This is a genomic window from Rhodococcus sp. P1Y, assembly GCF_003641205.1.
Lineage (GTDB): Bacteria > Actinomycetota > Actinomycetes > Mycobacteriales > Mycobacteriaceae > Rhodococcoides.
In genome coordinates, this window is sequence record NZ_CP032762.1 from 2,641,099 (window position 1) to 2,665,683 (window position 24,585).

General features: G+C 63.6%; 26 protein-coding genes. 17 read left to right on the plus strand and 9 right to left on the minus strand.

From position 1 onward, the window contains the following. The first annotated feature begins 29 nt into the window (after positions 1-29). From D8W71_RS27370 to D8W71_RS12460, 3 genes are all read left to right on the plus strand, one after another. Positions 30-203 (plus strand): hypothetical protein, encoded by a 174-nt coding sequence (locus tag D8W71_RS27370; protein WP_153275377.1) that lies wholly within the window; start codon positions 30-32, stop codon positions 201-203. 50 nt (positions 204-253) lie between these two features. Then, the gene (locus D8W71_RS12455) at positions 254-454 is read left to right on the plus strand and encodes a hypothetical protein (RefSeq protein ID WP_121113900.1); all 201 of its coding nucleotides are present in this window, start codon (positions 254-256) and stop codon (positions 452-454) included. 63 nt (positions 455-517) lie between these two features. Further along, the gene (locus D8W71_RS12460) at positions 518-1,333 is read left to right on the plus strand and encodes a hypothetical protein (RefSeq protein ID WP_121113902.1); all 816 of its coding nucleotides are present in this window, start codon (positions 518-520) and stop codon (positions 1,331-1,333) included. A gap of 108 nt (positions 1,334-1,441) precedes the next feature. Here the strand turns inward: D8W71_RS12460 and D8W71_RS12465 are convergent, their stop codons facing one another. Further along, positions 1,442-1,798 carry a 4-fold beta flower protein gene (locus D8W71_RS12465; protein WP_121113904.1) on the minus strand — a complete coding sequence of 119 codons (357 nt, stop codon included), beginning with the start codon at positions 1,796-1,798 and terminating at the stop codon, positions 1,442-1,444. A 1,013-nt stretch (positions 1,799-2,811) separates the two neighbouring features. Here D8W71_RS12465 and D8W71_RS12475 point away from each other — a divergent pair. Further along, positions 2,812-3,108 (plus strand): hypothetical protein, encoded by a 297-nt coding sequence (locus D8W71_RS12475; protein WP_153275379.1) that lies wholly within the window; start codon positions 2,812-2,814, stop codon positions 3,106-3,108. A gap of 29 nt (positions 3,109-3,137) precedes the next feature. On the opposite strand, the gene D8W71_RS12480 is transcribed toward D8W71_RS12475, so the two are convergent. Continuing rightward, on the minus strand, positions 3,138-3,644 hold the full coding sequence (locus D8W71_RS12480) for a hypothetical protein (RefSeq protein WP_153275380.1): 507 nt from the start codon (positions 3,642-3,644) through the stop codon (positions 3,138-3,140). A gap of 63 nt (positions 3,645-3,707) precedes the next feature. Between D8W71_RS12480 and D8W71_RS12485 the strand changes: the two genes are divergently transcribed. Beyond that, the gene (locus tag D8W71_RS12485; protein WP_121113913.1) at positions 3,708-4,226 is read left to right on the plus strand and encodes a hypothetical protein; all 519 of its coding nucleotides are present in this window, start codon (positions 3,708-3,710) and stop codon (positions 4,224-4,226) included. A gap of 335 nt (positions 4,227-4,561) precedes the next feature. Here D8W71_RS12485 and D8W71_RS12490 read toward each other — a convergent pair whose 3' ends face one another. Together D8W71_RS12490 and D8W71_RS12495 are read right to left on the minus strand one after the other, a co-directional pair. Next, positions 4,562-5,782: an acetyl-CoA C-acetyltransferase gene (locus D8W71_RS12490; protein WP_121119068.1), complete on the minus strand. Its 1,221-nt coding sequence runs from the start codon at positions 5,780-5,782 to the stop codon at positions 4,562-4,564. A 62-nt stretch (positions 5,783-5,844) separates the two neighbouring features. Next, positions 5,845-6,807: an SGNH/GDSL hydrolase family protein gene (locus D8W71_RS12495; RefSeq protein WP_121113915.1), complete on the minus strand. Its 963-nt coding sequence runs from the start codon at positions 6,805-6,807 to the stop codon at positions 5,845-5,847. A 140-nt stretch (positions 6,808-6,947) separates the two neighbouring features. Between D8W71_RS12495 and D8W71_RS12500 the strand changes: the two genes are divergently transcribed. Then, positions 6,948-8,333, plus strand: a complete 1,386-nt coding sequence (locus D8W71_RS12500) for a cystathionine beta-synthase (RefSeq protein WP_121113917.1) — start codon at positions 6,948-6,950, stop codon at positions 8,331-8,333. 77 nt (positions 8,334-8,410) lie between these two features. Here the strand turns inward: D8W71_RS12500 and D8W71_RS12505 are convergent, their stop codons facing one another. Then, on the minus strand, positions 8,411-9,583 hold the full coding sequence (locus D8W71_RS12505; RefSeq protein ID WP_121113920.1) for an acyl-CoA dehydrogenase family protein: 1,173 nt from the start codon (positions 9,581-9,583) through the stop codon (positions 8,411-8,413). Positions 9,584-9,656: 73 nt separating this feature from the next. Between D8W71_RS12505 and D8W71_RS12510 the strand changes: the two genes are divergently transcribed. Continuing rightward, on the plus strand, positions 9,657-10,832 hold the full coding sequence (locus tag D8W71_RS12510) for a cystathionine gamma-synthase (RefSeq protein ID WP_121113922.1): 1,176 nt from the start codon (positions 9,657-9,659) through the stop codon (positions 10,830-10,832). Between the two features lie 5 nt (positions 10,833-10,837). Continuing rightward, entirely contained in the window at positions 10,838-11,611 is a 774-nt protein-coding gene (locus tag D8W71_RS12515; protein WP_121113924.1) for a glutamate racemase, read from the plus strand. On the opposite strand, the gene D8W71_RS12520 is transcribed toward D8W71_RS12515, so the two are convergent. Continuing rightward, on the minus strand, positions 11,579-12,145 hold the full coding sequence (locus tag D8W71_RS12520) for a TetR/AcrR family transcriptional regulator (RefSeq protein WP_121113926.1): 567 nt from the start codon (positions 12,143-12,145) through the stop codon (positions 11,579-11,581). The genes D8W71_RS12515 and D8W71_RS12520 overlap by 33 nt on opposite strands. 97 nt (positions 12,146-12,242) lie before the next feature. Here D8W71_RS12520 and D8W71_RS12525 point away from each other — a divergent pair, with 97 nt between their 5' ends. The 6 genes from D8W71_RS12525 to D8W71_RS12550 all read left to right on the plus strand — a co-directional run bounded on the left by D8W71_RS12525 (position 12,243) and on the right by D8W71_RS12550 (position 18,628). Next, positions 12,243-13,487, plus strand: coding sequence for an MFS transporter (locus D8W71_RS12525; RefSeq protein WP_121113928.1), 1,245 nt, complete (start codon positions 12,243-12,245; stop codon positions 13,485-13,487). 124 nt (positions 13,488-13,611) lie between these two features. Beyond that, positions 13,612-15,228, plus strand: coding sequence for an ABC transporter substrate-binding protein (locus D8W71_RS12530; protein WP_121119070.1), 1,617 nt, complete (start codon positions 13,612-13,614; stop codon positions 15,226-15,228). Then, complete coding sequence (locus D8W71_RS12535; RefSeq protein ID WP_121113931.1) at positions 15,183-16,259, plus strand: ABC transporter permease; 1,077 nt, start codon at positions 15,183-15,185, stop codon at positions 16,257-16,259. The genes D8W71_RS12530 and D8W71_RS12535 overlap by 46 nt, the downstream gene beginning before the upstream one ends. Next, the gene (locus tag D8W71_RS12540) at positions 16,252-17,073 is read left to right on the plus strand and encodes an ABC transporter permease (protein ID WP_121113933.1); all 822 of its coding nucleotides are present in this window, start codon (positions 16,252-16,254) and stop codon (positions 17,071-17,073) included. The genes D8W71_RS12535 and D8W71_RS12540 overlap by 8 nt, the downstream gene beginning before the upstream one ends. Then, complete coding sequence (locus D8W71_RS12545) at positions 17,070-17,981, plus strand: oligopeptide/dipeptide ABC transporter ATP-binding protein (protein WP_121113935.1); 912 nt, start codon at positions 17,070-17,072, stop codon at positions 17,979-17,981. The genes D8W71_RS12540 and D8W71_RS12545 overlap by 4 nt, the downstream gene beginning before the upstream one ends. Then, on the plus strand, positions 17,978-18,628 hold the full coding sequence (locus tag D8W71_RS12550; protein WP_121113937.1) for an ABC transporter ATP-binding protein: 651 nt from the start codon (positions 17,978-17,980) through the stop codon (positions 18,626-18,628). Before D8W71_RS12545 ends, D8W71_RS12550 begins: the two co-directional genes overlap by 4 nt. Here D8W71_RS12550 and D8W71_RS12555 read toward each other — a convergent pair. Further along, on the minus strand, positions 18,600-19,637 hold the full coding sequence (locus D8W71_RS12555; RefSeq protein WP_121113939.1) for a ferredoxin--NADP reductase: 1,038 nt from the start codon (positions 19,635-19,637) through the stop codon (positions 18,600-18,602). The two genes, D8W71_RS12550 and D8W71_RS12555, sit on opposite strands and share 29 nt — an antisense overlap. A gap of 260 nt (positions 19,638-19,897) precedes the next feature. Here D8W71_RS12555 and D8W71_RS12560 point away from each other — a divergent pair, with 260 nt between their 5' ends. The 3 genes from D8W71_RS12560 to D8W71_RS12570 are packed head-to-tail and all read left to right on the plus strand — an operon-like array spanning position 19,898 to position 23,106. After that, complete coding sequence (locus D8W71_RS12560) at positions 19,898-21,115, plus strand: iron-containing alcohol dehydrogenase (protein WP_121113941.1); 1,218 nt, start codon at positions 19,898-19,900, stop codon at positions 21,113-21,115. Then, complete coding sequence (locus D8W71_RS12565) at positions 21,112-22,449, plus strand: MadS family sensor histidine kinase (RefSeq protein WP_121113943.1); 1,338 nt, start codon at positions 21,112-21,114, stop codon at positions 22,447-22,449. The genes D8W71_RS12560 and D8W71_RS12565 overlap by 4 nt, the downstream gene beginning before the upstream one ends. Before the next feature lie 6 nt (positions 22,450-22,455). Beyond that, entirely contained in the window at positions 22,456-23,106 is a 651-nt protein-coding gene (locus D8W71_RS12570; protein ID WP_121113945.1) for a MadR family response regulator transcription factor, read from the plus strand. Here the strand turns inward: D8W71_RS12570 and mftM are convergent. Both mftM and mftR read right to left on the minus strand, forming a co-directional pair. Then, positions 23,099-23,920, minus strand: coding sequence for a mycofactocin oligosaccharide methyltransferase MftM (gene mftM, locus D8W71_RS12575; protein WP_121113947.1), 822 nt, complete (start codon positions 23,918-23,920; stop codon positions 23,099-23,101). The two genes, D8W71_RS12570 and mftM, sit on opposite strands and share 8 nt — an antisense overlap. Next, entirely contained in the window at positions 23,917-24,546 is a 630-nt protein-coding gene (gene mftR, locus D8W71_RS12580) for a mycofactocin system transcriptional regulator (protein ID WP_121113949.1), read from the minus strand. The genes mftM and mftR overlap by 4 nt, the downstream gene beginning before the upstream one ends. Positions 24,547-24,585: the final 39 nt, after the last annotated feature.

The window sequence follows — 24,585 nt, forward strand, 5'->3', positions numbered from 1 at the left end:
ACCTCAAACATGAGGAGGTTGATCGAAACATGAGCACAGCGACACCGATGCCGAGTGAGCAGATTCGAGAAACGATGCGGCGTGCGTTCGAAGAAGCCGTTCAAGCACAGGAGAACCGTGATCCCGAACGCGAGGCGATCCAACGTCGTCGGCTGCACAACTGGGTACAGCGTGTACGGAGCGAAACCCACGGCGCTTCGTAGGCACTGGCCGCTCGTAAAGTTTGCTGGGTAGCTAGCGACACGACGGCATCTTGGGCACAGGATCGGTCGGCACGTCCTACACCGACGACGAGATCGAGCTGAACGAACGGATCGCACCCAGCTTCGACGCCCAAGAGGAAGCCGCACCGAACTGTCCCACCCGACGCACGGACGACAACCGCGCGTACTGGGAAGCCAACGCAGCTCGTGGTGGCCACACCCTGAGCGAGCTACTGGCTGACACGATCTGAACGGTTTCGGCGTCAAACTCACCGCGCCCGGGGTTGAGGTGAATTGACCGGTGAGCGGAATGCATGAGCGGTGTCTGCATCCCTCAGCGCCGAAACGACAGCCCGCAGGACACCCGTGGAACGGTGCCCGCGGGCACCGTCGTGTTCAAGACTGGGAGCGTGATCGATCATCTCGTCGGCGCCAACGAGATAATCCCGACCAGCCACGGACCGTCGAAGTCCGGCTATAGGCTCGCCCCCATGTCTGCCGACTTTCCGACTGCCGCATATTTCCCCTACAACCCCGACACCGGTTTCGATGCACCGGTGCAGCTCGCGATTGCGTTCGTGCTGCGGCACGATCCCAACCCGACGATCTTGGTCCCCAGCATCGGAAGTCTCAGTGGAACAAGGTCATTGGAGTCGTTCGCGAAGAAGCGGCCCGTGCTGACGCCGCTGAACGAGGGCAGGTCTCACGCGGTGAGGGGTAGTGCAATGCTGGTCTATGCGCCGGCGTTGAAGGAGCTCGAACTCGCTATGCGATATGGGCGCCGCGGTTCGATCGCTGTAGTCGAAGATCCGTCGTGGCTGGCAGACAGATGGGCGGACGAAATCGGTGCCGCGAATCTTGGTTCGGTCCCGCCACGAATTCACTCGGTCTCGAGGACGCCCGAGCACGAACGAATCCTCAAGGCCATCGATTGGGCCGGGAACAACGGCTGGCACGACGCACCCGGCAAACGAGACCTCATCCGCCTGCTCGGCGAACTGAACGGCATCGGCAAACTCGACAAGGGGGAGGTCGTGGCCTACCAGCTCGTCCACGGCCGGAACCACCGCTACCAGTCGCTACTCGGGCTTGAGAAGCAGGTCGACAAAATTATCGGTAGGCGCGGGTAGGCCAGCGGTGTACATCTGTCACCCGCCAGAGTTGTGACGTACGGGGCAGACCTAGACCACCACTGGAGATCGGCATCCTGGGTCACAGGGCTCGCTGGACTGTGGCTGCTACTGCGCGCCCAGCAGAAAAGCTTCCAAACTGGACTCGGAATCCGCCGAGGAGAACGACGGCCGGGTCCGGGCCGTGCTTCTCGTGCTCTTGGTAGAACGCGTGCTCTTCGTGCTCTTCGTCGGGGACGTGCTCACCGTGCAAGGGCATGTTTGACGGGTAAACCCAACCCGTCGCCCACCCAGGTCGTAAACGATGCCGCCGTCGAACCAGCCGAGGTGCCGACCGTTCCAGCCGTAGACACGGTCAGAGTCCAAGTAGCTCTGAGCGCGACCTGACCACGTGTAAATCGCGCCATCCTCGACGATGTAGGCGACAGACTTGCCATTGCGGTCGTACAGGGTGGTTTCGGTCATGCTGGACAGTCTGGTCTCTCCTCCAGCGCTACGGACGGCGGTTTCTCTGAGGGCGAACCATGACCACACCGAGCGGCTATCCCGCCGTATTCGGTAACGCCGCCCAGCAGTACCCTGCTCCTGTCGTCGCGGACGTTGTGTACACGCGCGGGCAGGCGTCGACATGACGCGACCCACAGAGTCGAATTGATACCCAACTTGAAACGACAGTGAGGTAACTTTGAGTCATGACCAGGATTCGGGCGATCAGTCAGGGGTACAGGACCATCAGCCTGAGCAACGGGAGTCGCACGACTCGAGCAGTGTTGACCGCTCGCAAAAACTCGCGGACGCGAACGGTGCGGGGATGGGTTCAAGTAGGCGACTCGCTGAGCAAGCAGATGCAGATGCAGAATCCGAGGTAATTCCTCCGGAGCAGATGGAACTGCCTTTCGAGGGTTCAGTCACCCTCAAGTACTCGCGGAGCGGCCCTCTCCCGTCGGCGGCTGAACTTGCCGACTATGAGCGCGTAATGCCCGGTCTGGCTCGCGAGATTGTCGATGAGGCCCACGCAAACATGAGGTCCGATCGGCGAATAAACGAGGTTGGCGTCGATACTGCGGTGAAGTTGGACCTTCGTGGCCAGTTGTACGCAATATTGCTCTGCGTCGCATGCCTAGCCTTAGCCGCGTGCTGTGTGTTTCTTATCGACAATTCCACGGTGGCAATCGGGGGCGCAACGGTTTTCGGCATCGGTGCTGCAGCGCCCGTCGTTAATAGCTTCTTGCAGAGAAAGTCATCAGACCGTCCAGACTCGGACCCAGGCCAAGAGCTGGCTGACCGCGACTAGCTGTCAGTCAAATCGCCGTGCCGCCTTCCGATCATCCTGCGGATGCCGACACTGATCGTCCTGCTCAATCGTGTCCGGTGGTCGGCATAGGATTCCGCCATGACCTGACACCACGCCCGTACCGCTCAAGGTCATCGCAGTTAACCCGCCGTCGCTGAACGACGTGGACGAGAACGGTCGATACATGGTCACGCTGAAACTTTCTCGCCAGGTCACTGCAGCCGAGTACCACGGTGTTCCGGCTATCGCGCGAGGCATGCGCGCGTACGGGAGCACCCTGGAGATCGCGTGGACGACTTTGGAGACGGTTGCCGAGACCACTGACGACATTGCGTCGATTTTGGCGACCGTAGAGGCTCGTGGTCGAACGCAGGACGAGCACGCAGCAATCGTCGCGCGCAGAGAGGAAGAGGCCGAGCGTGCTCGAATCGCAGAGGTGGAGCGCCTGCGCCAACTCGCCGAGAAGATCAAGTTCGACTGACTCAAGCGCGTTGCTGACTCAGCAGTTACTCAGAACGTAGCGACAATGCCAGCCACGAAACTAAGCACAATACCGAGAGCAAGGCACGTTGGTCCCGCAACGGCCACGATCTTGCTCGTTCGGTTGACCGAAGTGCTGTAGTCGGCAATCCGCTGTACGGAGAGGTTGACGAGCTGGACGCGTCTGTTGGTGGCGACGGCTTCGACCGCTATGGGTGCGAATATCCCATCGTCAACCAATTCTCCATGCACCTGCTGCCTGGCGTCTTCGTCGGCCGTGTTCCACACCTTTGCGATCTCATTCAACTGATGGCTCAGCGTGCTGGTCAGATGAGATGCTCTGCGTAATTCCTGCACCACCAGGTAGACGCCGATCAGCTGAAAGGCTAACGCGAACGTAGGCAATACATAGACTGCGGAGACGTTCTGCACCGCCTGAGTGTGCCGCACAGGATGGTCAACGAGGCGAAAGCCCCGAGCAGCCACGATGCTGACGTCGGCACGCTGTACAACCACGGTGTTCAGAACTGTGGTCATTCGAACGGTTGATTTCGGTCGGCCGTTGTCCATTTCGGGTGGGTCGGTCGATACCGTGGGCGGATGATGATCAACTCGGAGCAGTACAAGGAGTTCCAGCCGTTCTGTACTTCGTTCAACGGCTACGCGCCGACGATCGTGATGCAGGGTCTGATCACATTGACGGGCGGTCAGGTTCCTACCGCGGGGATCGCGGACCGTGCGTTCGGTGACGGCTCCAAGACAGTCTGGCGGGGCCTGTGGCTGACGCCGGTGTGTCTCGCGTTCGTGGAGTTCGAGAACACTGGTGACGACGACTGGCAGGCCGGGAGTTCGGGTCGGGGTGAGGTGACTCGAACTGATGGGTGGGTTCGCCGCTTGTCGTCGATTTCGTCGATCGAGCTGGGGTCCGTCCAGGCAACCCAGCGGGAATTCAATTCGGAGTATCCGTGGCGGGCCAGTGGTTCGATTCGCTTCGGCGACGGTGTTGAGGTGCAGGTGCCGTTGGTCGATGGACCGGCAAATCATTGGGTTGCGGACTCGGCGAGCGACTTTCTTTTGTCAGTCGCCACGGAATTTGCGCGGGACCCATCGGCGGCCTGATTACCCCGGTCCTGCACGGTTGGCCACCTTTTCGGTGGCGTCAACAAAACGGGTACTCAACGTGCCGCGCGGGTGACACCCGCAAGGGTCGGATCTCGAATCCGATCCCCGGGTCCACACCCGAACCGCGTCAACTGCGGCGATGACACAACCCTGTGTCATTCGCCCGGGTTCACAGGTGTGCGGAAGAATGCGTTCACCCGCATTGACATCGAAAAACGTACGGAGCCGATCCGCCGCGAACTATTAGAAGTCGATTCAACAACGACTAGTACTCACCGAAAAGGCCCCGCACACTCATCGAGTGTGCGGGGCCTTTCTCGTGTGTGGGTGTGTCAGCTGAGGCGTTCGAGCACCATTGCCATGCCCATGCCGCCGCCGACGCACATGGTCTCGACACCGAACGTCTTGTCCTGCGTCTTGAGGTTGTTGAGCAGGGTCGTGGTGATACGAGCACCCGTCATGCCGAACGGGTGTCCGACAGCGATGGCGCCACCGGAAATGTTCAGCTTGTCGTGGTCGATGCCGAGATCGCGGGCGGAGCCGAGGACCTGAACGGCGAAGGCTTCGTTGATCTCGAACAGGTCGATGTCGGAGATGCCCAATCCGGCGATCTTCAGCGCGCGCTTGGTCGCCTCGATCGGGCCGAGGCCCATGATCTCGGGGGAGGTGCCGGTGACGCCGGTGGACACGATGCGCGCGAGTGGGGTCAGCCCGAGGGCCTTCGCCTTGGTGTCGCTCATGATGACGAGCGCAGCCGCACCGTCGTTGAGGGGGCACGCGTTGCCTGCGGTGACCGTTCCGTTCGGACGGAAGACGGGCTTGAGCCCACTGATCTTCTCGTACGTCGTGCCGGCGCGGGGGCCGTCGTCAGCGGTCACGACGGTGCCGTCGGGCAGGGTGACCGGGGTGATCTCGCGTTCGAAGAAGCCTGAGTTGATAGCTTCCTCGGCGCGGTTCTGGCTGCGGACTGCCCAGTGGTCCTGCTCTTCGCGGCTGATACCGGTGAGGAGTGAGACGTTCTCTGCGGTCTGACCCATGGCGATGTAGGCATCGGGCAGGTCGCCGTTCTCGCGCGGATCGGTCCAGCTGTCCGCGCCTTCTTCCTGGGCCTTCTTGGTGCGGGCTTCGGCGTCGGCGAACAGTGGGTTGTGGCTCTGCGGAAGTGAGTCGGAGCTGCCGTGGATGAAGTTGGAGACGCTCTCGACACCTGCGGAGATGAACACGTCACCCTCGCCTGCCTTGATCGCGTGCAGAGCCATACGAGTGGTCTGCAGCGACGACGAACAGTAGCGAGTGATGGTGGTGCCCGGCAGCGAGTCGTAGCCGAGAAGAACGGCAACGATGCGAGCGAGGTTGTTGCCCTGCATTCCGCCAGGGAGGCCGCAGCCGAGCAGGAGGTCGTCGATGTCGGTCGGATCCAACTCGGGCACCTTGGCGAGCGCGGCGGCCACCATTTGCACGGTCAGGTCGTCGGGACGAATGTCCTTGAGCGACCCCTTCATCGCGCGACCGATGGGTGAGCGAGCGGTACTGACGATCACTGCCTCTGGCATGAACTCTCCTTTGGATTGTGTACAGCTGAAGTTACCGCCCAGTAGAGGGCGGATGAACACCCCTACCCGTTCTGCGCCTCGATTTCGGCTCCTCGTCGACGAACGAAACGATCGAGCGAGGCCACCGCGCGCGGTAGAAATCTGCGTGACTCCGCCGCAGCAGAGACCTCGGGCAGGTCGGGGAGCGGACCGCCGTGCCATTCGCCGAGCGCGGCGGCCAACACTGGCAGCAGCTGACGTGCAGCAAGCTCGTAACCGGCCGCAGACGGGTGAAAACGGTCGGCCGAGAACATCGTGTCGGGTGCGGCGAGGAACTCGGGAGCGAGGAGGTCGGCGAGCGCCACAGGATGTCCGCCGGCTTTCAGCGTTGCCTCGGTCTGTGCCCGGGCAAGGCGAAGACCCCAATTGCGGACCACGGTTCGCAGAGGCTGGGGGATGGCCGTGATGACCCCGAGATCGGGGCACGTTCCGACGACCACGACAGTTCCCGCGGCAGTGAGGCGTTCGACGGCGTTGCCGAGCCGCTCGGCCGACGCCGCGATGGAGAACTTCTTGGTGACGTCGTTGGCGCCGATGAGAATGACCGCGGCGTCCGGTGGCGGCCCGGCGACGAACATTGCGTCGACCTGGCCCTCGAGGCCCTTCGACGTCGCCCCGCCGATTGCTTTGGTGCTGAGCCGGATTCGCTTGTCGGTCTCCTCGGCGAGTCCACGCGCTACAAGAACGCCCGGCACCTCGCCCGCAACCGCGCAGCCGACGCCCGCTGCTGTCGAGTCGCCGAAGATCATCAGGTGAATATCTGCTGAACTCCCGAACCTCCACCGCTCCGGTTCGAGGTCACCTGGGCCGTAGACGCCATCGGCCTCGGGTGGTTTCGCGGTCGAGCGCCCGATGACGCCTCGCGCCGACGTTGCCTGCGACATGAGGTGCCGGTACGCAGCCCACGACGCCGTCCCTGCTGAGGAACCTGCAATGACCGTTGCCGCCCCTGCTTTCGCTGCGTTGCGCCACCCGTTCACCGGCACGGTTTGTCTCCTACGTTCTGCGCCACGACCCCATCGTATGCATTCGATTCTCAGGCCACGCCGGTACCGAGCAGCCTGCATAACCCGTTACTGGTCATTCCGCAGGCTCCGCTCCTGAAGCCATCTGGGAAGATGGAGCCATGCGCATTGCTCAGCACGTCACCGAACTCATCGGCAACACCCCCTTGGTCAAGCTTTCCTCTGTTGTCGGCGACAACGCGGGGACGGTTGCAGCCAAGATCGAATACCTCAACCCGGGTGGCTCGTCGAAGGACAGAATCGCGATCAAGATGATCGACGCGGCCGAGGCGTCGGGCGAATTGAAGCCCGGCGGAACGATCGTCGAACCGACCTCGGGCAACACCGGCGTCGGACTCGCCCTCGTCGCACAGCAGCGCGGCTACAAGTGCGTGTTCGTCTGCCCCGACAAGGTCGGTGAGGACAAGCGCAACGTCCTGCGCGCCTACGGTGCCGAGGTCGTCGTGTGCCCCACAGCCGTCGCCCCCGAGGATCCCAACAGCTATTACAGCGTGTCCGATCGCCTCGTCCGTGAGATCGACGGAGCGTGGAAGCCGAACCAGTACGCAAATCCGGCGGGCCCGCAGAGCCACTACGAGACGACGGGCCCCGAGATCTGGGCCGACACCGACGGCAAGATCACCCACTTCGTCGCGGGCGTCGGCACCGGTGGAACCATCTCCGGCACCGGCAAGTACCTCAAGGAAGTATCCGGCGGCAAGGTCAAGGTCATCGGAGTCGACCCCGAGGGCTCGGTGTACTCCGGCGGGACCGGTCGTCCGTACCTCGTCGAGGGCGTCGGAGAGGACTTCTGGCCGTCCGCGTACGACCCGTCGATTCCCGACGAGATCATTGCTGTCTCGGACGCCGACTCCTTCGACATGACACGTCGCCTCGCTCGTGAGGAGGGCCTGCTGGTCGGCGGATCTTGCGGCATGGCAGCAGTCGGTGCCATCAAGATCGCCGAACGAGAAGGTCCCGACGCCTTGGTCGTGGTTCTGCTCCCAGACGGTGGCCGCGGCTACCTGGCGAAGATCTTCAACGACGACTGGATGTCGTCGTACGGCTTCCTGCGTTCACGCCTCGACGGAAATACCAACGAGCCGCTGGTCGGCGACGTGCTTCGAGGGAAGTCCGGCGCCCTGCCCGATCTGGTGCACACGCACCCGTCGGAAACTGTCCGCGATGCCATCGAGATTCTGCGCGAATACGGCGTCTCCCAGATGCCTGTCGTCGGCGCCGAACCCCCTGTCATGGCCGGTGAGGTTGCCGGTAGCGTCACCGAACGCGACCTACTCAGCGCTGTGTTCGAAGGACGTGCTGCGTTGGCCGATCCGGTCGCCAAGCACATGAGCAGCCCGTTCCCGCTCATCGGCGCGGGCGAGCACGTCTCCGACGCAACGAAGGCACTGGGGGAGACCGACGCGCTCATGGTCGTCGAAGAGGGCAAGCCCGTCGGCGTCATCACCCGACACGACCTGCTCGGATTTCTCAGCCAGGGCGCTTGACCTGCGGGCGGCTCCGCCGCCAGTGGTGTGGTTATGTGCCCCCTGGGGCACATAACCACACCACTGGCGCGGAGCGCCTACCTAACCGCGCTCGACCCGGTGAGAGCCTGGCCGACGACGAGCTGATGCACCTCCGAGGTGCCCTCGTAGGTGAGCACCGACTCGAGGTTGTTGGCGTGCCTCAGCACTGGATATTCGAGGGTGATCCCGTTCGCACCGAGGATCGTGCGGCACTCCCGCGCGATCTTGATGGCCTCGCGGACGTTGTTGAGCTTGCCGACGGAGACTTGCTCGCCTCGTAGTTCGCCTTTGTCCTTGAGTCGGCCGAGGTGCAGAGCGAGTAGCTCGCCCTTGCCGAGCTCGAGCGCCATGTTCGCGAGTTTCGCCTGGGTCAGCTGGTATCCGCCGAGTGGCTTGTCGAACACTTCGCGGGTCTTCGAGTACTCGATCGCGGACTCGATGCAGTCGCGCGCCGCGCCCATGGCGCCGAAGATAATGCCGAACCGTGCCTCGTTCAGGCAGCTGAGTGGTCCGCTCAGCCCCCGGGCCTCGGGCAGCATCGCGTCCTCGGGCAAACGCACGTCCTCGAACACAAGCTCACCGGTGATCGAGGCTCGGAGCGAGAGCTTCTTCTTGACGGTGTTCGCAGTGAATCCGGGCGAGTCCGTCGGGACGACGAAGCCTCGAATTTTGTCGTCGGTCTGTGCCCACACCACCGCGACATCGGCAACGGGTCCGTTGGTGATCCACATCTTGCTGCCGTTCAGGATCCAATCGCTGCCGTCCTTCTTGGCGCGCGTACGCATCCCGCCGGGATTGGAGCCGAAGTCCGCTTCGGTCAATCCGAAGCAGCCGATGAGGTTGCCCTCCGCCATCCCGGGCAGCCAATGCTGCTTCTGCTCTTCCGATCCGTACTTCCAGATCGCGAACATCGCGAGCGAACCCTGAACGGAGACCAGCGAACGAATGCCCGAATCCATGGCTTCCAGCTCCAGGCAGGCCAGCCCGTAGGCCGTGGCCGAGGTGCCTGCGCAGCCGTAGCCCTCGAGGTGCATGCCGAGCAGACCGAGCGCTCCGAGTTCCTTCGCCAGCTCTCGCGCCGGGACGGTGCCTTCCTCGAACCAGTCGGCCAGGTGGGGCCGTATACGTTCGTTGCCCAGCTTTCGGACGGTGTCGCGGATCTCCTTCTCCTCGGTATCGAGAAGGGAATCGATGGAGAACAGCTCGTCGACGGACTGTGAATCGGCCACGTTCAAACGCCTCATTTCGCTAGCGGTGTCTCCCGCAGGCTACCCAGAACTCTCGCCCATTAGTCTGAAAGCCATGAGTGAGCACCGCAGCAAGGCAGACAACCTTTCCTGGCAGGGATTCTCGACCAAAGCGGTTCATGCCGGTTACGAGCCGGACCCATTGACCGGTGCGGTCAACGTCCCGATCTATGCAAGCTCGACGTTCGCTCAGGACGGCGTCGGCGGAATGCGCAGCGGCTTCGAGTACGCCCGCACCGGCAATCCCACGCGTCGGCCTCTCGAAGCCAATCTGGCCGCCATCGAGTCCGGCACGTACGGTCGCGCATTCTCCTCGGGCATGGCAGCCACCGACGCACTTCTGCGCTCTACTCTCCGGCCGGGTGACCACCTCGTCATCCCCAACGACGCCTACGGCGGCACCTTCCGGCTGATCGACAAGGTCTTCACCCAGTGGGGCATCGAGTACTCGGTCGCAGCGGTGTCCGATGTCGACGCAGTGCGCGACGCGATTCGCCCCAACACCAAGCTCGTATGGGTCGAGACGCCGACCAACCCGCTTCTGAACGTCGGCGACATCGAGGCACTTGCGGGTGTGGCGCACGAGAAGAACGCCAAGCTCGTCGTCGACAACACGTTCGCGTCGCCCTACCTTCAGCAGCCGCTCTCACTCGGGGCCGACGTGGTCCTGCACTCGACGACCAAGTACATCGGCGGCCACTCCGACGTCGTCGGCGGCGCACTGATCACGGATGACGAGGAACTCGATGCGGCCTTCGCGTTCCTGCAGAACGGCGCGGGCGGCGTGCCCGGCCCGTTCGACGCGTTCCTGACCCTGCGAGGCATCAAGACCCTCGCGCTGCGCATGGAACGGCACAGCGACAACGCCGAGGCCCTCGTCGAGTTGCTCGACGGTCATTCCGCGGTATCGCAGGTCATCTACCCCGGGCTCGAGTCTCACCCGTCACACGCTGTCGCGGCCAAGCAGATGCGACGCTTCGGCGGCATGATCTCCGTCCGTTTGGCCGGCGGTAAGCAAGCTGCGCTCGACCTGTGCGCGCGAACCGAGATATTCACCCTTGCCGAATCGCTCGGCGGAGTCGAATCACTCATCGAGCATCCGGGCGCGATGACGCACGCGTCGACGGCAGGCTCGCTTCTCGAGGTTCCCGACGATCTGGTTCGTTTGTCCGTAGGCATCGAAGACGCTGCCGACCTGGTCGGCGACATCGAGCAAGCGCTGGGCAAGTAGAGAAGATGATCGTCGGACTGATCGACTCGGGGCTCGGCATGCTGCCGACGTCGGCATGGCTGAAGAAGCTACGTCCCGAGCTCGATCTGATCCTGCTGATGGACCCGGATCAGGCGCCTTGGGGGCCGAAGCCCGACGCCTGGGTGGTCGAGCGGGTTCTCGGCGCAGTGGATCGCGCGATGGACGCCGGTGCCGGCGTGATCGTGCTGCCGTGCAACACGGCAAGCGTGACAGCGTTGGCGCACGTTCGCGCCCATCTCGGTCCGTCCGTTCCTGTAGTCGGCACAGTGCCTGCCATCAAACCTGCTGCCACGGTGAGCAATCGGATCGCGGTGTGGGCCACCGCAGCGACGACGGCCAGTGCCTATCAGGCCCGGTTGATCGAGGAATTCGCCGCGGGACGGGACGTCGCGGCGATCGCATGCCACGGGCTCGCGGATTCGATCGATCGCGGTGACGCCGAAGGTGTCTCGGCCGCAATCGCTGCGGCTGCAGCGGCCACACCCGACGACGTCGAGTCGCTGGTCCTCGGGTGTACTCACTATCCCTTGGTGGTGTCGGAGATTCTGGCGTCGCTCCGGCCTGGGGTTGCACTGTTCGACAGCGCGGAAGCGGTTGCACGACAAACCCTCCGGAGGATCGACGAGTCGAGCGACACGCACAGGGGATCGGGTGCGGTCACGGTGTCGCTGAGCGGACGACCCGGCGCCTTGCCGCAGAGTGCTCTCGCCTATGCAGAGGGGCGATTACTTGCTGGGGAGCAGCCGGTCCACCAGTGACCTGGCGTAGCCGGAATCGGCCCCAGGAATCCCGAAGAGAACACGGAAGTAGAGCGGCGCGACGACGACGTCCATGACGGCCTCGTGGGTGGGAGGGCGTTCTCCGCGATCGGCGGCTTGGCGCAGAATTGTCTCGACTTGGACTTCGCGTTTGTCGAGGCAGTGGCTCTTACCTGTGTCGTCCTTGGTGGACCCGACCACGGCGCGAAGGAAAGCTGTCCGCTCCGGCCGTGCGATGTCGGTGACGAGGAACTCGCACCAGATCGACAGGTCGCGTCGCAGATCACCGGTGTCGGGTACCGCCGCATCGGCGGTCAGAACCTCGAGTGCCACCTCGGTCCGCAGGGAATCCAGATCGCCCCAGCGCCGGTAGACCGTCGTTGGAGCAACACCAGCTCGCTCGGCGACGAGGGGAACGGTCAGCGGTTCGGCATCTTCGCCGATCAACTCGGTCACTGCGCGGTGAACATTCGCACGGATGCGGGCGCTGCGGCCTCCAGGGCGCCGATGAACCGAATTCTCGGAAAGGGACATACCACCATTAAAGCAAATCAATTGGCTTTAATGGCGAGTTCGGTCTATCGTGAGTTAAAGCAACGGATCTTGCGTTAAGCAAACGGCGGAGGCATGCATGGTCAACACCCAACTCGGCGGCGTGATTCCCACGCGGACGGGAAGACACATGAATCCGGCCCTGGCGTTCTGGACCGTCGGCATCACGTATCTGGTGGTCATGGCATCCTCAGCTGCGCCGTCGCCGCTGTATCCCGTGTACCAGCAGCAGTGGGGCTTCTCGGCGACGATGGTGACCGTCGTGTTCGCCGTCTACGCCGTCGCGCTCCTGCTCGCGTTGCTGACCGTCGGGAGTCTGTCCGATCACATCGGGCGCAAGCCGATTCTCATCGGCGCTCTCGTGCTTCTGGTGATAAGCCTGGTGCTGTTCATCGTGGCCGACGGTGTGCCAGGGTTGATCGCAGCCCGGGTGGTGCAGGGGCTCGCGGCAGGGACCGCCACCGGCGCACTCAGTGCCGCTGTCATCGACCTCCAGCCCAATTCCTCGGCCGGACCACTGGTGAACAGTGTGGCGCCGTCGGTCGGTCTGGCCTCGGGGGCTCTCGGCGCAGGCCTTCTGGTTCAACTGGCCCCAGCTCCGACGGTTCTGGTCTATGCGCTCCTCATCGGCGTTGTGGTTCTGCTCGCTGCTGCACTGGTGTTCGTGCCGGAAACCTCCGCGCTGCGGACGGTCGAATCGCGCAGGCACTTGGCCACACTCCTGCTGCCGAGGGCGTCGTTCCCGACCGGTGCGCGGGTGCCGTTCCTCATGATCGTGCCCGCCTTGATCGCGACATGGTCGCTCGGTGGATTCCATCTCTCGCTCGGTCCGTCGATCGTCGGTTCGATCTTCGGGATCGACAACCACATTGTCTGCGGCCTCGAAATCTTTGCGCTGTTCTTCTCCGGTGCACTCGCTGCTGCCTGCGTTCGAACCCTGCCGCCGCGGGCCGTCATGATCGTCGGCGCCATAGTTCTAGCGCTAGGCGTCGCGGTGTCCTTGGTCTCGATCTCGCTGGTGTCGGTGCCCATGTACTTCCTCGGTTCGGTGATAGCGGGCGCCGGCTGGGGAGGCACGTTCCTCGGTGCGATGCGGACGCTTGGCGCGCTTGTTCCGGCCGACGAGCGGGGGAGCGTGTTCGCCACGACGTTCGTGCTCAGCTACCTGGCGTTCAGCGTCCCCGCAGTGATCGGTGGACTCGCAGTTCATTCATTCGGCTTGGAGCCAACAGCCCTGGTCTACGGCGGATTCGTCATCGTGCTGGCTCTCGCATCGTCCATCGGCTTCACCGTGGCGTCTCGCCGCGAGCGGAGAGGCACCTGACCTACTCGATCGACCGGATCGGCCACGGCGACCTAGTGGTGGCCGATCGATCCACTGCCGACCCTCGGGCTCTGTGGCACCATTCGTACATCTGAACAAGTGCTCAGATGAACGAGGAGGGTCGATGATCCGGACCGGGTCGGTAGTAGGTCTCGCACTGGCCGCCGCCTGCGCCCTCGCACTGTCGTCGTGTAGTGCGCCGACCGGCTCGCGAGACCCGCAGAGCGCTGACGGGCTCGTGCTCGCCGACGGTTACGAGTTAGGCGGATACAACCCGATCGCCGGTTACGGTGCTGCGGGCGAGGCCAAGATGTACGACGGACTGCTGAAACTCGACGGTGCCGCAGGACTGCCGGGCTTCGTGCCTTCGTTGGCGGCAGAGCTGCCCACCGCGAATGCCGAAGCAACCGTGTGGACGATTCCCCTCCGCGAGGGCGTCACGTTCTCGGACGGTTCGACCTTCGACGCGGCCGACGTCGTTGCGACGTACGACGCAATCCTCGACCCGGCTTCGGCGTCGGAGGCCCGTAGTTCCTTCGACATGATCACCGACGTCACCGCACGCGACGACCGGACCGTCGAATTCAGGCTCGCCTACCCGTACGCAGCATTTCCGACCAAGCTCCTCATCGGGATCGTCCCGGAGGAAGCGGTCGCGATGCCCGGCTTGGCTGCTGAATCTCCCCTCAACACGGCACCGATCGGGACCGGGCCGTACGTACTCGTCGACCTGACACCCGACCGTGCGGTGTTCGAGGCGAACGAGACCTACTTCGGCGGCGCGCCTGCGATGAAGAAGCTGACGTTGCTGTACGTGCCCGATGACAACACGCGGGCACAGAGGATGGCTGCAGGTGAGATCGACGGCACCAACCTGCCCCCGCTGCTGGCCGAGACTCTTGACGACCGCGAGGGAATGTCGTTGTCGTCCAACATCTCCGCAGACTGGCGTGGGGTGTCGCTGCCGACGAACAATCCGGTCGCAGGCGACAAGGCCGTGCGAATGGCACTGAATTTGGCAGCAGATCGACAGTCGATGGTCGACAACGTGCTCGGTGGGTACGGCCGCGCGGCCGCGACGCCGATTCCCGAGGTGTACGGGGACGCATACGATCCCGCGGCCGTGTTCGCCTACGACCGGTCGGGTGCCGAGCGCATTCTCGACGACGGAGGCTGGGCCCGAGGCAGTGACGGGATCAGATCGAAGGCCGGCCTGCGGGCGGAGTTCACGATCATGTACAACTCCACCGACACCGTTCGCCGAGATCTCGCTCAGGCCTTTGCATCCGATGCTCTGGCCGTCGGGATCGAGGTGAACCTCGAAGCGCTGTCGTGGGATCGTATCGATCCCCGCATCTCCTACGACGGCACACTGCTCGGAGGGGGATCGGAACCGTACGATCCGGACACCCAGGTCTACAACACCCTCGATTCGGCTTTCGTGCAGCAGGGCGTCGGCAGCATCTACGACAACGCGAGCGACTACGCCAATCCCGCTGTCGATGCTGCACTCGACATCGGACGGCGAAGTCTCGATACTTCGGAACGCACGTCGGCGTACCGGCAAGTCCAGCAGGCCTACGTCGAGGATCCCGGATTCGTGTTCCTCGTGTTCCTCGATCACACCTACGTGTCGAAGGATTCGGATTGGACCGCATCCGGACCGATTCTCGAACCGCACAGCCACGGCGTCACATGGGGACCGTGGTGGTCGCTGCAGACGTGGTCGAAGCAGTCGTGACCGCCGTTGACGCAAGACCGGTGGCTTCGACCACCGCGCGTCACGACCGAGGTTCCAGGCGTCGCGAAATTTTCCGGATGATCCGGCGACGGCTCCTGTTCGTCGTACCCGTGTGTGCTGCAGTGTCTGCGGGGTTGTTCGCCGCGGCCGCGCTCTCGCCGTTCGATCCGCTGGTCGCGTATCTGGGCGTGCGGTACACGTCCACCTCCGACGCGGACAAAGTGATGATCGCCGACCAGCTCGGTCTAGAGCGACCATGGTTCACGGCCTACTGGCAGTGGATACAGGGGATTTTCACCGGCGATCTCGGCATGTCGCGGTCGTTCGGCCAACCTGTGATCGATGTGCTCACCTCGCGCGTGCCGTGGACTCTGCTGCTGGCGGGTGTCGGGTTGGCGGTGGCGGCGACGCTCGCGCTTGTGCTCGGTGTCGTGGCGGGTATCCGGAGCGGCGGGGTACTCGATCGCTGCATCACTGCTTTCTGCATTGCCGTACAGGGGCTTCCACCGTTCGTACTGTCACTGGGAGCGATCGCACTCTTTGCGCTCGGGCTCGGATGGCTGCCCGTCGCGGGGCTTACCGACGGTGGCGGCGACCCCACGGTCGGGGGAGTGCTGCGGCACATGGCCCTTCCCGTCGCCGTTCTGGCCGTGTCTCAGCTTCCGTGGTTGCTCCTGGCGGTCCGGGAGTCCGTGTCGACCTCTCGCGGTGAGGATTTCGTCGCTGGGGCCGTGGCACGCGGCATCCCGGCACGGACTGTGACGACCAAGCACATCGTGCCTACCTCTCTTGCGCCGTTCGTCAACGTTCTCGGAGTGAGACTGCCCGAACTCGTGGTCGGAGCGGTGCTCGTCGAAGAGGTGTTCTCCTGGCCGGGTATTGCCGGAGCGATCGTGCAATCGGCTCGCGATCTGGACATGGCCCTGCTCGCGATCTTGACCGTCGGAACCACACTCGCGGTCATGATCGGATCGCTACTCGCCGATATCGCCGTCGCGGTGCTGGACCCGCGGGTGAAGACCGATGGATAGGCGCAGGGCGTGGGTTGCGGGAACGGTGTTGGCTGCGCTCGCGCTCTACGCGATCGCCACACCGTGGCTGTCCGGGCTGGACGACCGAATCACCGACTTCGCCGCGGCACGCCAGGGCCCGTCGTTGTCACATTGGTTCGGTACCGATTCGGCGGGACGAGATTTGTTCGTCCGCAGTGCGGCCGCGATTCGAACCTCACTGCTGATCGCCGCGGCCTGCGCGCTGCTCGCAACCGTCATCGGCAGCATCGTCGGTGCGGTGGCAGGAGTGTGGGGCGGACACGTCGATCGCGTTGTCATGCGCAGTACCGACGCGATCAACGCACTTCCGCACCTGCTGCTCGGAATCGTCATCGTCGCCATGTTCCGCGGGAGCCTCGCGGCGATCGTGCTGTCGATCGCGTTGACGCACTGGACGCAGGTGGCGCGGATCGTTCGTTCGGAGATCCTCGGGCTTCGCGAGCGTCCCTACATCGATGCGGCAATACTCGCGGGTGCGAGCAGACACCACGTCGTCATTCGTCATATTGTGCCCGCGGTACTTCCACAGGCGTTGATCGCCGTGGTGCTTCTCCTCCCGCATGCGATCTGGCACGAATCGACCCTGTCTTTCCTGGGATTCGGCCTCCCACCGCACGAACCGAGCCTCGGCACGCTGTTGTCCGAGGCGCGCAGTTCGCTGCTACTGGGCGGATGGTGGACCTTGGTGTTTCCGGCTGGGATTCTGGTGCTGGCTACGGTCGCCGTCGCGGTCGCAGGTTCGGCACTCCGCTCGGCGGTGTCTCCGCCCACTCCCTCGGAGCTACAACTGTGAGCGCACTGTCGATCGAGAATCTCACGATTCGAATCCCACTCGCGGACGGGTCGGTCGTGCACGCCGCCTCCGACGTGTCATTGACCGTGGAGGCTGGGTCGATCACCGCGCTCGTCGGCGAATCGGGTTGCGGCAAATCGATTCTGGCTTCAGCGGTCATGGCAATGTTACCTGCGGGGGCCTCCGTGACGGGATGCGTGCGGGTGACGACCGCCGACCGAACGATCGACGTGTTCGTCGACCGCGATTTCCGGGGCCGTGACGTCGCGTTGATTCCGCAGTCGGCTGCCTCCCACCTTACGCCGGTGCGCAGCGCCCGATCTCAACTCAGCGAGACGGTCTCGGCTCTCCGCTCGCGCCACCGGCCCGACGACCTCGCCCGCACAGTGGGACTCGATCCACGCGACCTCGACTGCTACCCGCATCAACTGTCCGGCGGCATGGCTCAGCGGGTTGCAATCGCGGGAGCGCTCGTCGGCGATCCATCGGTGATCGTGGCCGACGAACCGACAGCCAACCTCGACGGTGAACTGACCGAACGAATCCTGTTCTTGCTCAAGCGATCCGCCGACGACGGAGCGGCCGTTCTGCTGATCACCCACGACGTGTCATCGCTGATCCGCACTGCTGTCGCCGACCGCGTCGCGGTGATGTACGCGTCGCGCATCATGGAAACCGGCCCGGCCGCCCTGGTGTTCGAGGACCCCCTGCACGACTACACCCGAGACCTGCTGAGAGCTCTACCCTCTCGTGGACTCCATCCCATGCCTGGAAGTCCGCCGCGGCTGACGAATCTGCCCGACGAATGCGTCTACCATCTGAGGCGGCCTGAGACATCTCAATCGGGTGGACCGACCGAATTGGTCACCGTCGGTTCTCGCGCGTATCGAACGAAGGTCAGAGTATGAGTCTGGACGCTGTGAACGTCACGGCCGGGTACCCTGGAACGTCCAATGTGCTCGATGATTACTCGATTTCGGTCCCGCCCGGTTCTCTCGTCGGGTTGGCGGGTCCGTCGGGAACGGGAAAGTCGACTCTTGCGCGGGTACTCGCGCTTCTGCTGAAACCGTCGGCGGGCTTAGTGTCGATCGACGGAATCCCGGCGCGCGGTGTCGGATACTCGGTGCCGGCCGATATCCGTCGACGGATCGCGATGGTGTTCCAGTCTCCACGGGCCGCTACCGATCCTCGCATGACGCTGCGCGCGATCATCGAACAACCCGCGTCGATAGTGCATCGCACGATAGTGGTGGAGGATCTGGCGGCGCGAGTCGGGCTCACGCCGGATCTGTTGTCGCGCCGTCCACACCAGGTGAGCGACGGTCAGCTTCAACGTGCCTGTGTAGCGCGAGCACTCGCGCAGGAGCCGAAGTATCTGATTTGCGACGAGGTGACCGCGATGCTCGACACCGCCACGACAGCATCGATAGTCAGGCTCGTGCAGAAGGAAGCCCGCGATGCGGGCATGGGCGTTCTGATGATCAGCCACGACACAGAACTCCTCGCCGCGGTGGGAGCGAACGCCGTCAGAATTCGATCCGTAGGTGGTCGCTGACCGGCCGGGCCTGGCACCCCAGGATCATTCCGTCGGCGATGTCCTCGTCGTCGAGGATCTCCGAATTGTCCATGGCCACTTCGCCTTCGAGAAGGGTGCACGCGCACGAGCCGCACTCACCCTCGCGGCACGAGTAGGGGACTGCTATGCCCGCCGCAAGCATCACGTCCACCAGAGTTTGTTTCCGGGGCCAGGTGAGGTCGTGACTTTCACCGTCCAGTTCCACCGTGGCGGTGGAACCGGAGCCGGTGTCCTCCTCTGCGGAGACAACGACGTCGGTGAACGGATCACCGGTCAGCGACGCGAACACCTCGCTGTGAACGCGACCGTGCGGAAACCCCGTCGCAGTCAGAGCTTTGTGCACCGCATCCATGAACGCCCCCGGACCACACATGAACGCCCGGTGCTCGCGATAATGCACTGCAGCAGAAGACAATTGATCGATGGTGGGGATTCCCTGCAGCGATTCGAGCCAATGTACGACGGTGAGTCTGCGCGGATACTCCACGGCAAGGGTGCGCAGCTCGTCCGCGAAGATAACCGAGCTCTCGTTTCGGTTTGCATAGAACAGGGCGATGGATCCGACGCCATCGTGCAACGCAGATTTGACGATCGACATGATCGGCGTGATTCCTGATCCGGCAGCGAACAGGAGCAGGTCGTCGTCGAGATCGGGCGGGGTGAACCGGCCGGAGGGAGGCAGGGCCTCGACGACGTCGCCTGCCGCGAGGTTGTCACAGACCCAATTGGACCCGTACCCGTCCGCGGTGCGTTTGACCGTCACCTTCGGCAGCTCGTCGGTATGTGGCGAGCTGGCGAGGGAGTAGCACCTGGCGACCGATCCGGTTCGTTCGCTGGGGATGCGCAGCGTGAGAAATTGTCCGGGTCGGTAGTCGAAGTTCTCGGTGCGCTCGAACACGATCGACCGTGCGTCGCCAGTCTCCTCGACGATCTCGGAGACAGTGAGCAGCAATGACCTGGCGCTGTGCCGCTCGTCGGCAGTGCTCATCGTCGCCCTCTCCCTCGAAAATAGAACGTGTTCTAGTTTACCGTGGCACGGGGTCGCTGCGCCACCCTGTGTATGGAAAGTCGGCTCGGGCGCCCGAACATCCATACAAGGGGTGCGGAGCGCCCTACCTGCCCGATCGGGTAGGTGAGCACCTGCCCGGCAGCTGGTGGGCGGGGGCGGTTGAGGAAGACTATCGTTGTAACGTGAATCACAGGCGGTAGCGGGTGACGTTGCCGCCGGGAAGCGCAGAGGCGATACCAATGATCGAAACGGCCGCGACCAGTCAGGCTTTGCATGACCTGCACTCGCACCGCAGCTCGATCGAGTCGCCGCGGGTGCTCAAATTTCATGCGCCCGAGATCGTGTTCGGTCAGGACTCGTTGGTCGAGGTCGCTCACGCAGCGCTACGACTCGGTGCGCAGCGGCCGATGGTCGTCAGCGACGCCGGTCTGATCGGCGCGGGCTGGGTAGCACAACTGACGCTGCTCCTCGCGGAACAGGGTCTCTCTCCGACGTTGTGGAGCGGGCTCACCCCCAATCCCAAAGACATCGAGATCGAGGCAGGCCACGAGATCTACCAGGAACGGGGATGCGACGTCCTGGTGGCACTCGGCGGTGGATCCGTCATGGACGCCGCGAAGGGTATCGCCGTGCTGGCCGGCAACGGCGGATCGATTCTCGACTACGAGGGTGTCGACCGCGCTACACGGCCGATCCCGCCGCTCGTCATGGTGCCGACCACGTCGGGCACCGGTGCCGACGTGTCCCAGTTCTGCATCGTCACAGATACTGCGCGCTCGACGAAGATCACCATCCTCGGCCGTGCACTCGTACCCGATATCACGGTCATCGACCCGACACTGCTCACGACGATGCCGGAATGGCTCAATGCTGCAACAGGACTCGACGCCCTGACCCACGGAATCGAGGCGTTCGTCTCACTCGGCCACAATCAGCTCACCGACCACCACGCATTGCGTGCCGTCACCATGGTGACCTCGCACCTGGAACGGACCATGGATGTGCCGTCGGACATGCGGGCGCGGACGTCGATGGCTCAAGCCTCGCTCGAAGCGGGACTCGCGTTCACCAATGCAATCCTGGGCGCAACCCACGCGATGAGCCATCAGGTGGGTGGGCTGCTCGACCTTCCGCACGGCGTCATCAACGGCGTATTGCTGCCGCACGTCATCAGGTTCAATGCCGCAACCGATCCGCTTCCGTACGTTGCCATCGCCACCAGTCTCGGCCTCCCCGAAGGCCGAGGCCCAGCGCAGGAGGCGGCGCTTGCGGTCGCCGAACGTGTCGAGGAGCTGGCCCGCAGTGTCGGCGTCCCGAAAGGCTTGCGTGAAATCGGCGTCAGCGACACCGACATCGATGTCCTCGCCACCAACGCGCTACGTGACGCCTGTATGTCGACCAACCCTCGTCGGGCGTCTCACGACGAGATGTCGGCCCTGTTCAGGTCGGCTCTGTGACCGCGCAGCAGCCGGATCTGTCACTGCTGACGGGTCTGCGATCGGGTAAGAGCACGTTCTACCCGCAGTACCGTGGTGCTGCCGAGCGGCTCGAACGCGTCGTACATGCGTTGGAGCTGATCTCGCGGGCACTCGTACGCACGGTCGATGGCCCCGAGACGTTGATCTGTGCCGTCGCCGAGGCTGCCCGTGCCCATCTGAGTGCACAGTGGGTGGTCTTCGCGCTCGCCGACGGTGCCCTGCCGGACGCCGGTCCGCGTCGATTGGTCCTCGGACCGGACGCGACGCCGTTCCTTGTCGACAACGTCGTCGGACCGCCACTGCCCGACGACGTGGTGGATTGCCTCGAAGCGATCCGTCTCGCCACTACCGGAGACGGTCGTGAACCTCGGATCGCGGCGCACCATGCTTTCGTTCCTATCGCGCTGGACGGCGGAGTCGTCGGTGCTATCGCGGCATGGACACCGAAGAGGCGGGTTCTCGACGCCACGGACTCGTCGGTGCTGAGCATCCTTGCAAGTCAGACTGCTGTGGCGCTGCAGAATTCGGCGCTGTACCAAAGTCGTCACACGCTGCTCGAACGCACCGAGACCGCCTACGCGGAAGCCAACCGCACAGCGGCGGATCTGGCACTTCGCAACGCGGAACTGGAAGCGACACAACGCCAACTCGGTGCGGCGCAGCGACATCAAGTACTCGACGACGAACGTCACCGCATCGCCCGAGAGCTGCACGACAGCGTCACCCAGGCAGTACTGTCGGCGGGGATGCAGATCGAGGTCTGCCGTAGTGACATCCCCGCTGCGGAGAGGTCGGAACGCCTCGATCTCGCCAAGGAGCTGACCCGCCGCGCCGTCGAGCAACTGCGATCGGCGATCTACGCGCTCAATCATTCTCAGGACGCCGACAGGACCACCCTGCCCGAAATGCTCGAACAGCTGTCGATCGTGCACATGCCGGACGAGTTGCAGGTGTCGCTTCGTGTCGAGGGAACACCGGTGGAACTCAGTAGCGAGTGCGAGCACGGGCTCCTTCGCATCGCAGGAGAAGCCCTGTTCAACACGGCTGTTCATGCCGGCGCGAAGAGAGCTGTCATCAGGCTCGCCTATCGAAACGAGCATGTCTACCTCTCGATCGCCGACGACGGTGGCGGTGACCCTGCACATCTGCGAGTGATGTTGCGTCTGGCCGAGAACAACGACGTCGACGGACGGCACCGAGGTTTGGCGAACATGGCCGCTCGTGCGCGCGAGCACGGCGGCGTGCTCGAAGTCCGTAAGGCCCGTATCGGAGGTGTTCGGATTTCGGTTCGGGTGCCTTCCTCGAGAGAATGAGCAGATATGACCGTGAACACTGCGCTGGTCCGGATCGTGCTGGTCGACGATCATGCAATTCTGCGCGATGGTTTGAGGTCGGTACTCGAACGCGAAGCGGACCTGTCCGTGGTGGGCGAAGCCTCCTCTCGCGGTGAGGGTCTCGCGGTCGTCGAACGGGTGAAGCCGGACATCGTGCTGATGGATCTGAAACTGTCCGCGAGTACCGACTACGAAGGTCTCGCTCTGTGTGGCCAGCTGTCGGGTGCGCACCCCGGCATCGGCCTGCTTGTGCTGACGACGTTCCTCGACGATCGACTGGTCGTGGAGGCAGTGCATGCGGGAGCGCGTGGATACGTCGTCAAGGATGTCGACACCACGGAACTGGTTCGAGCCATTCGTGCCGTCTCGAGGGGCGAGAGCGCGTTCGATTCGCGAAGCGCGTCGGCAGTGATCCGGTCGCTCAACGGTCAAGGATCAACGGTCGAGCGTCTGACCGACCGCGAACTCGAAGTGCTCAGGCTGCTGGCAACGGGACTGTCCAACAGCAGTATCGGCACCGCATTGTTCATCTCGGCAACCACGGTCAAGTTTCATGTCAGCAACATCATGCGCAAGCTGGGTGTGTCCAGACGGGCCGAAGCCGTGTACACGGCCAGCAAGAAGGGTCTTATCTGAGGGCTGCTGCTCGTGCGGTGTCCAGAACCAGCCAGCCCCCATGATGCTCGTCGACCTCGAACGGGACGCCCGTCCGTGAGCCGAGCGCGTGCAGCGCGTCGTTGTCGAAGGTCCTGACGTGCCCGTGACAGGCTGTGGCCTCGGATTCGTAGGGGACCGCCACCACGACGCGTTCGCGCGCAATTCGTATGGCCTCGACCAGAATTCGCTCGCCGAGGGCATCGTCGACATGCTCGAGGAGATGCAGTGCGGTGACGGTGTCGACCGAGTTGTCGGCGACCGGAACGCCTGCTGCGTTGCTGGTGATGACCTCGATGGTGACGCCGAGGTGGGGGGCGACCGTGCCGAGCAAGCGCATCGTGCCTGCGGAGAGGTCGGTGGCGGTCACCGTTACTCCACTCAATGCGAGCCGGAGCGGAAAGAAGCCGAAGCACGATCCCAGATCGAGGACCGATCCTCGGACGAGCGACTGCGCCCGGTCATGGATGGGTGCGAAAGCTGCGGCGCCGGAGAGAAGTTCGTCGAGCGAATTGCGGTAATAGGTGGTCCAGGCCTCTACAGGATCGGCGACGGTCGACCTGACAAGGCCGACCATGACCAGTTCGAAGTCTCGCTGGGACAGATCGAGGCCGGTGATCCGCTCGACGAGGCTTTCGCTGATCTGAGCCGAGGTCAGTCCGTGGCGGACGGTCCTCGGTGTGGTTGTATCGATTTCCACGGCGCCGACGGGCAGGTCGGCGGCGTACTCGACGACGACGCCGTCGTGGGCCCAACGTCCCGTGGTGCCAGGGGCGAGGGCGTCGAGTTCGGTCATGTGGATTCTTTCGGTGGGAGTGCGTACGCGCCGTCGAGGCCCAGGTAGAGAGAACGGGTGCCGTCGGACAGCAGTTGCGCGAGTTCGAGCGTTTCGTCGGTGAGCCACTGCTCGTACGCAGACATTGCCACACCGAGGACCATCCAGCCAACAGTTCGCGGAAAATGATCTGTCGGACTGGAATCCGTTCGCGCGGCCACGTATTCGGCGATGACCCCGCGCCAGCCCTCGTACATCAGCGTCGAGTATCCCTGCAGCGCCGAATTGCGGAGAATGAGTTCCATTCTCTGGCGATGCACGGGCTTTTCGTCCTCGGGGAAGGTATTGAATTGCAACAGCGCCGAGCGTATGCCCTCGGCGAGGGAAATGTTCGTCGGTAGTTCGGCCATGAGCGTCCGTAGTGCAGCTAGTTGCTCGTCGAAGTCGCCCCACGGGACTGCGTTCTTGGAAGGGAAATACCGAAAGAACGTGCGGCGAGCGATGCCGGCCGCCTCGGCGATGTCGTCGACACTCGTGGAGTCGAAACCGTTCTCGGTGAACAGTTCGATAGCGAGATCGCTGATCTGCCCCCGCGTAGTGGACGGGCGTCGACCTACCCGTCCGGACGGTTTCCTGCGGCTGACCACTTTTTTCTCCTCGATCGTAGCTATTCTGCACTCAATGCC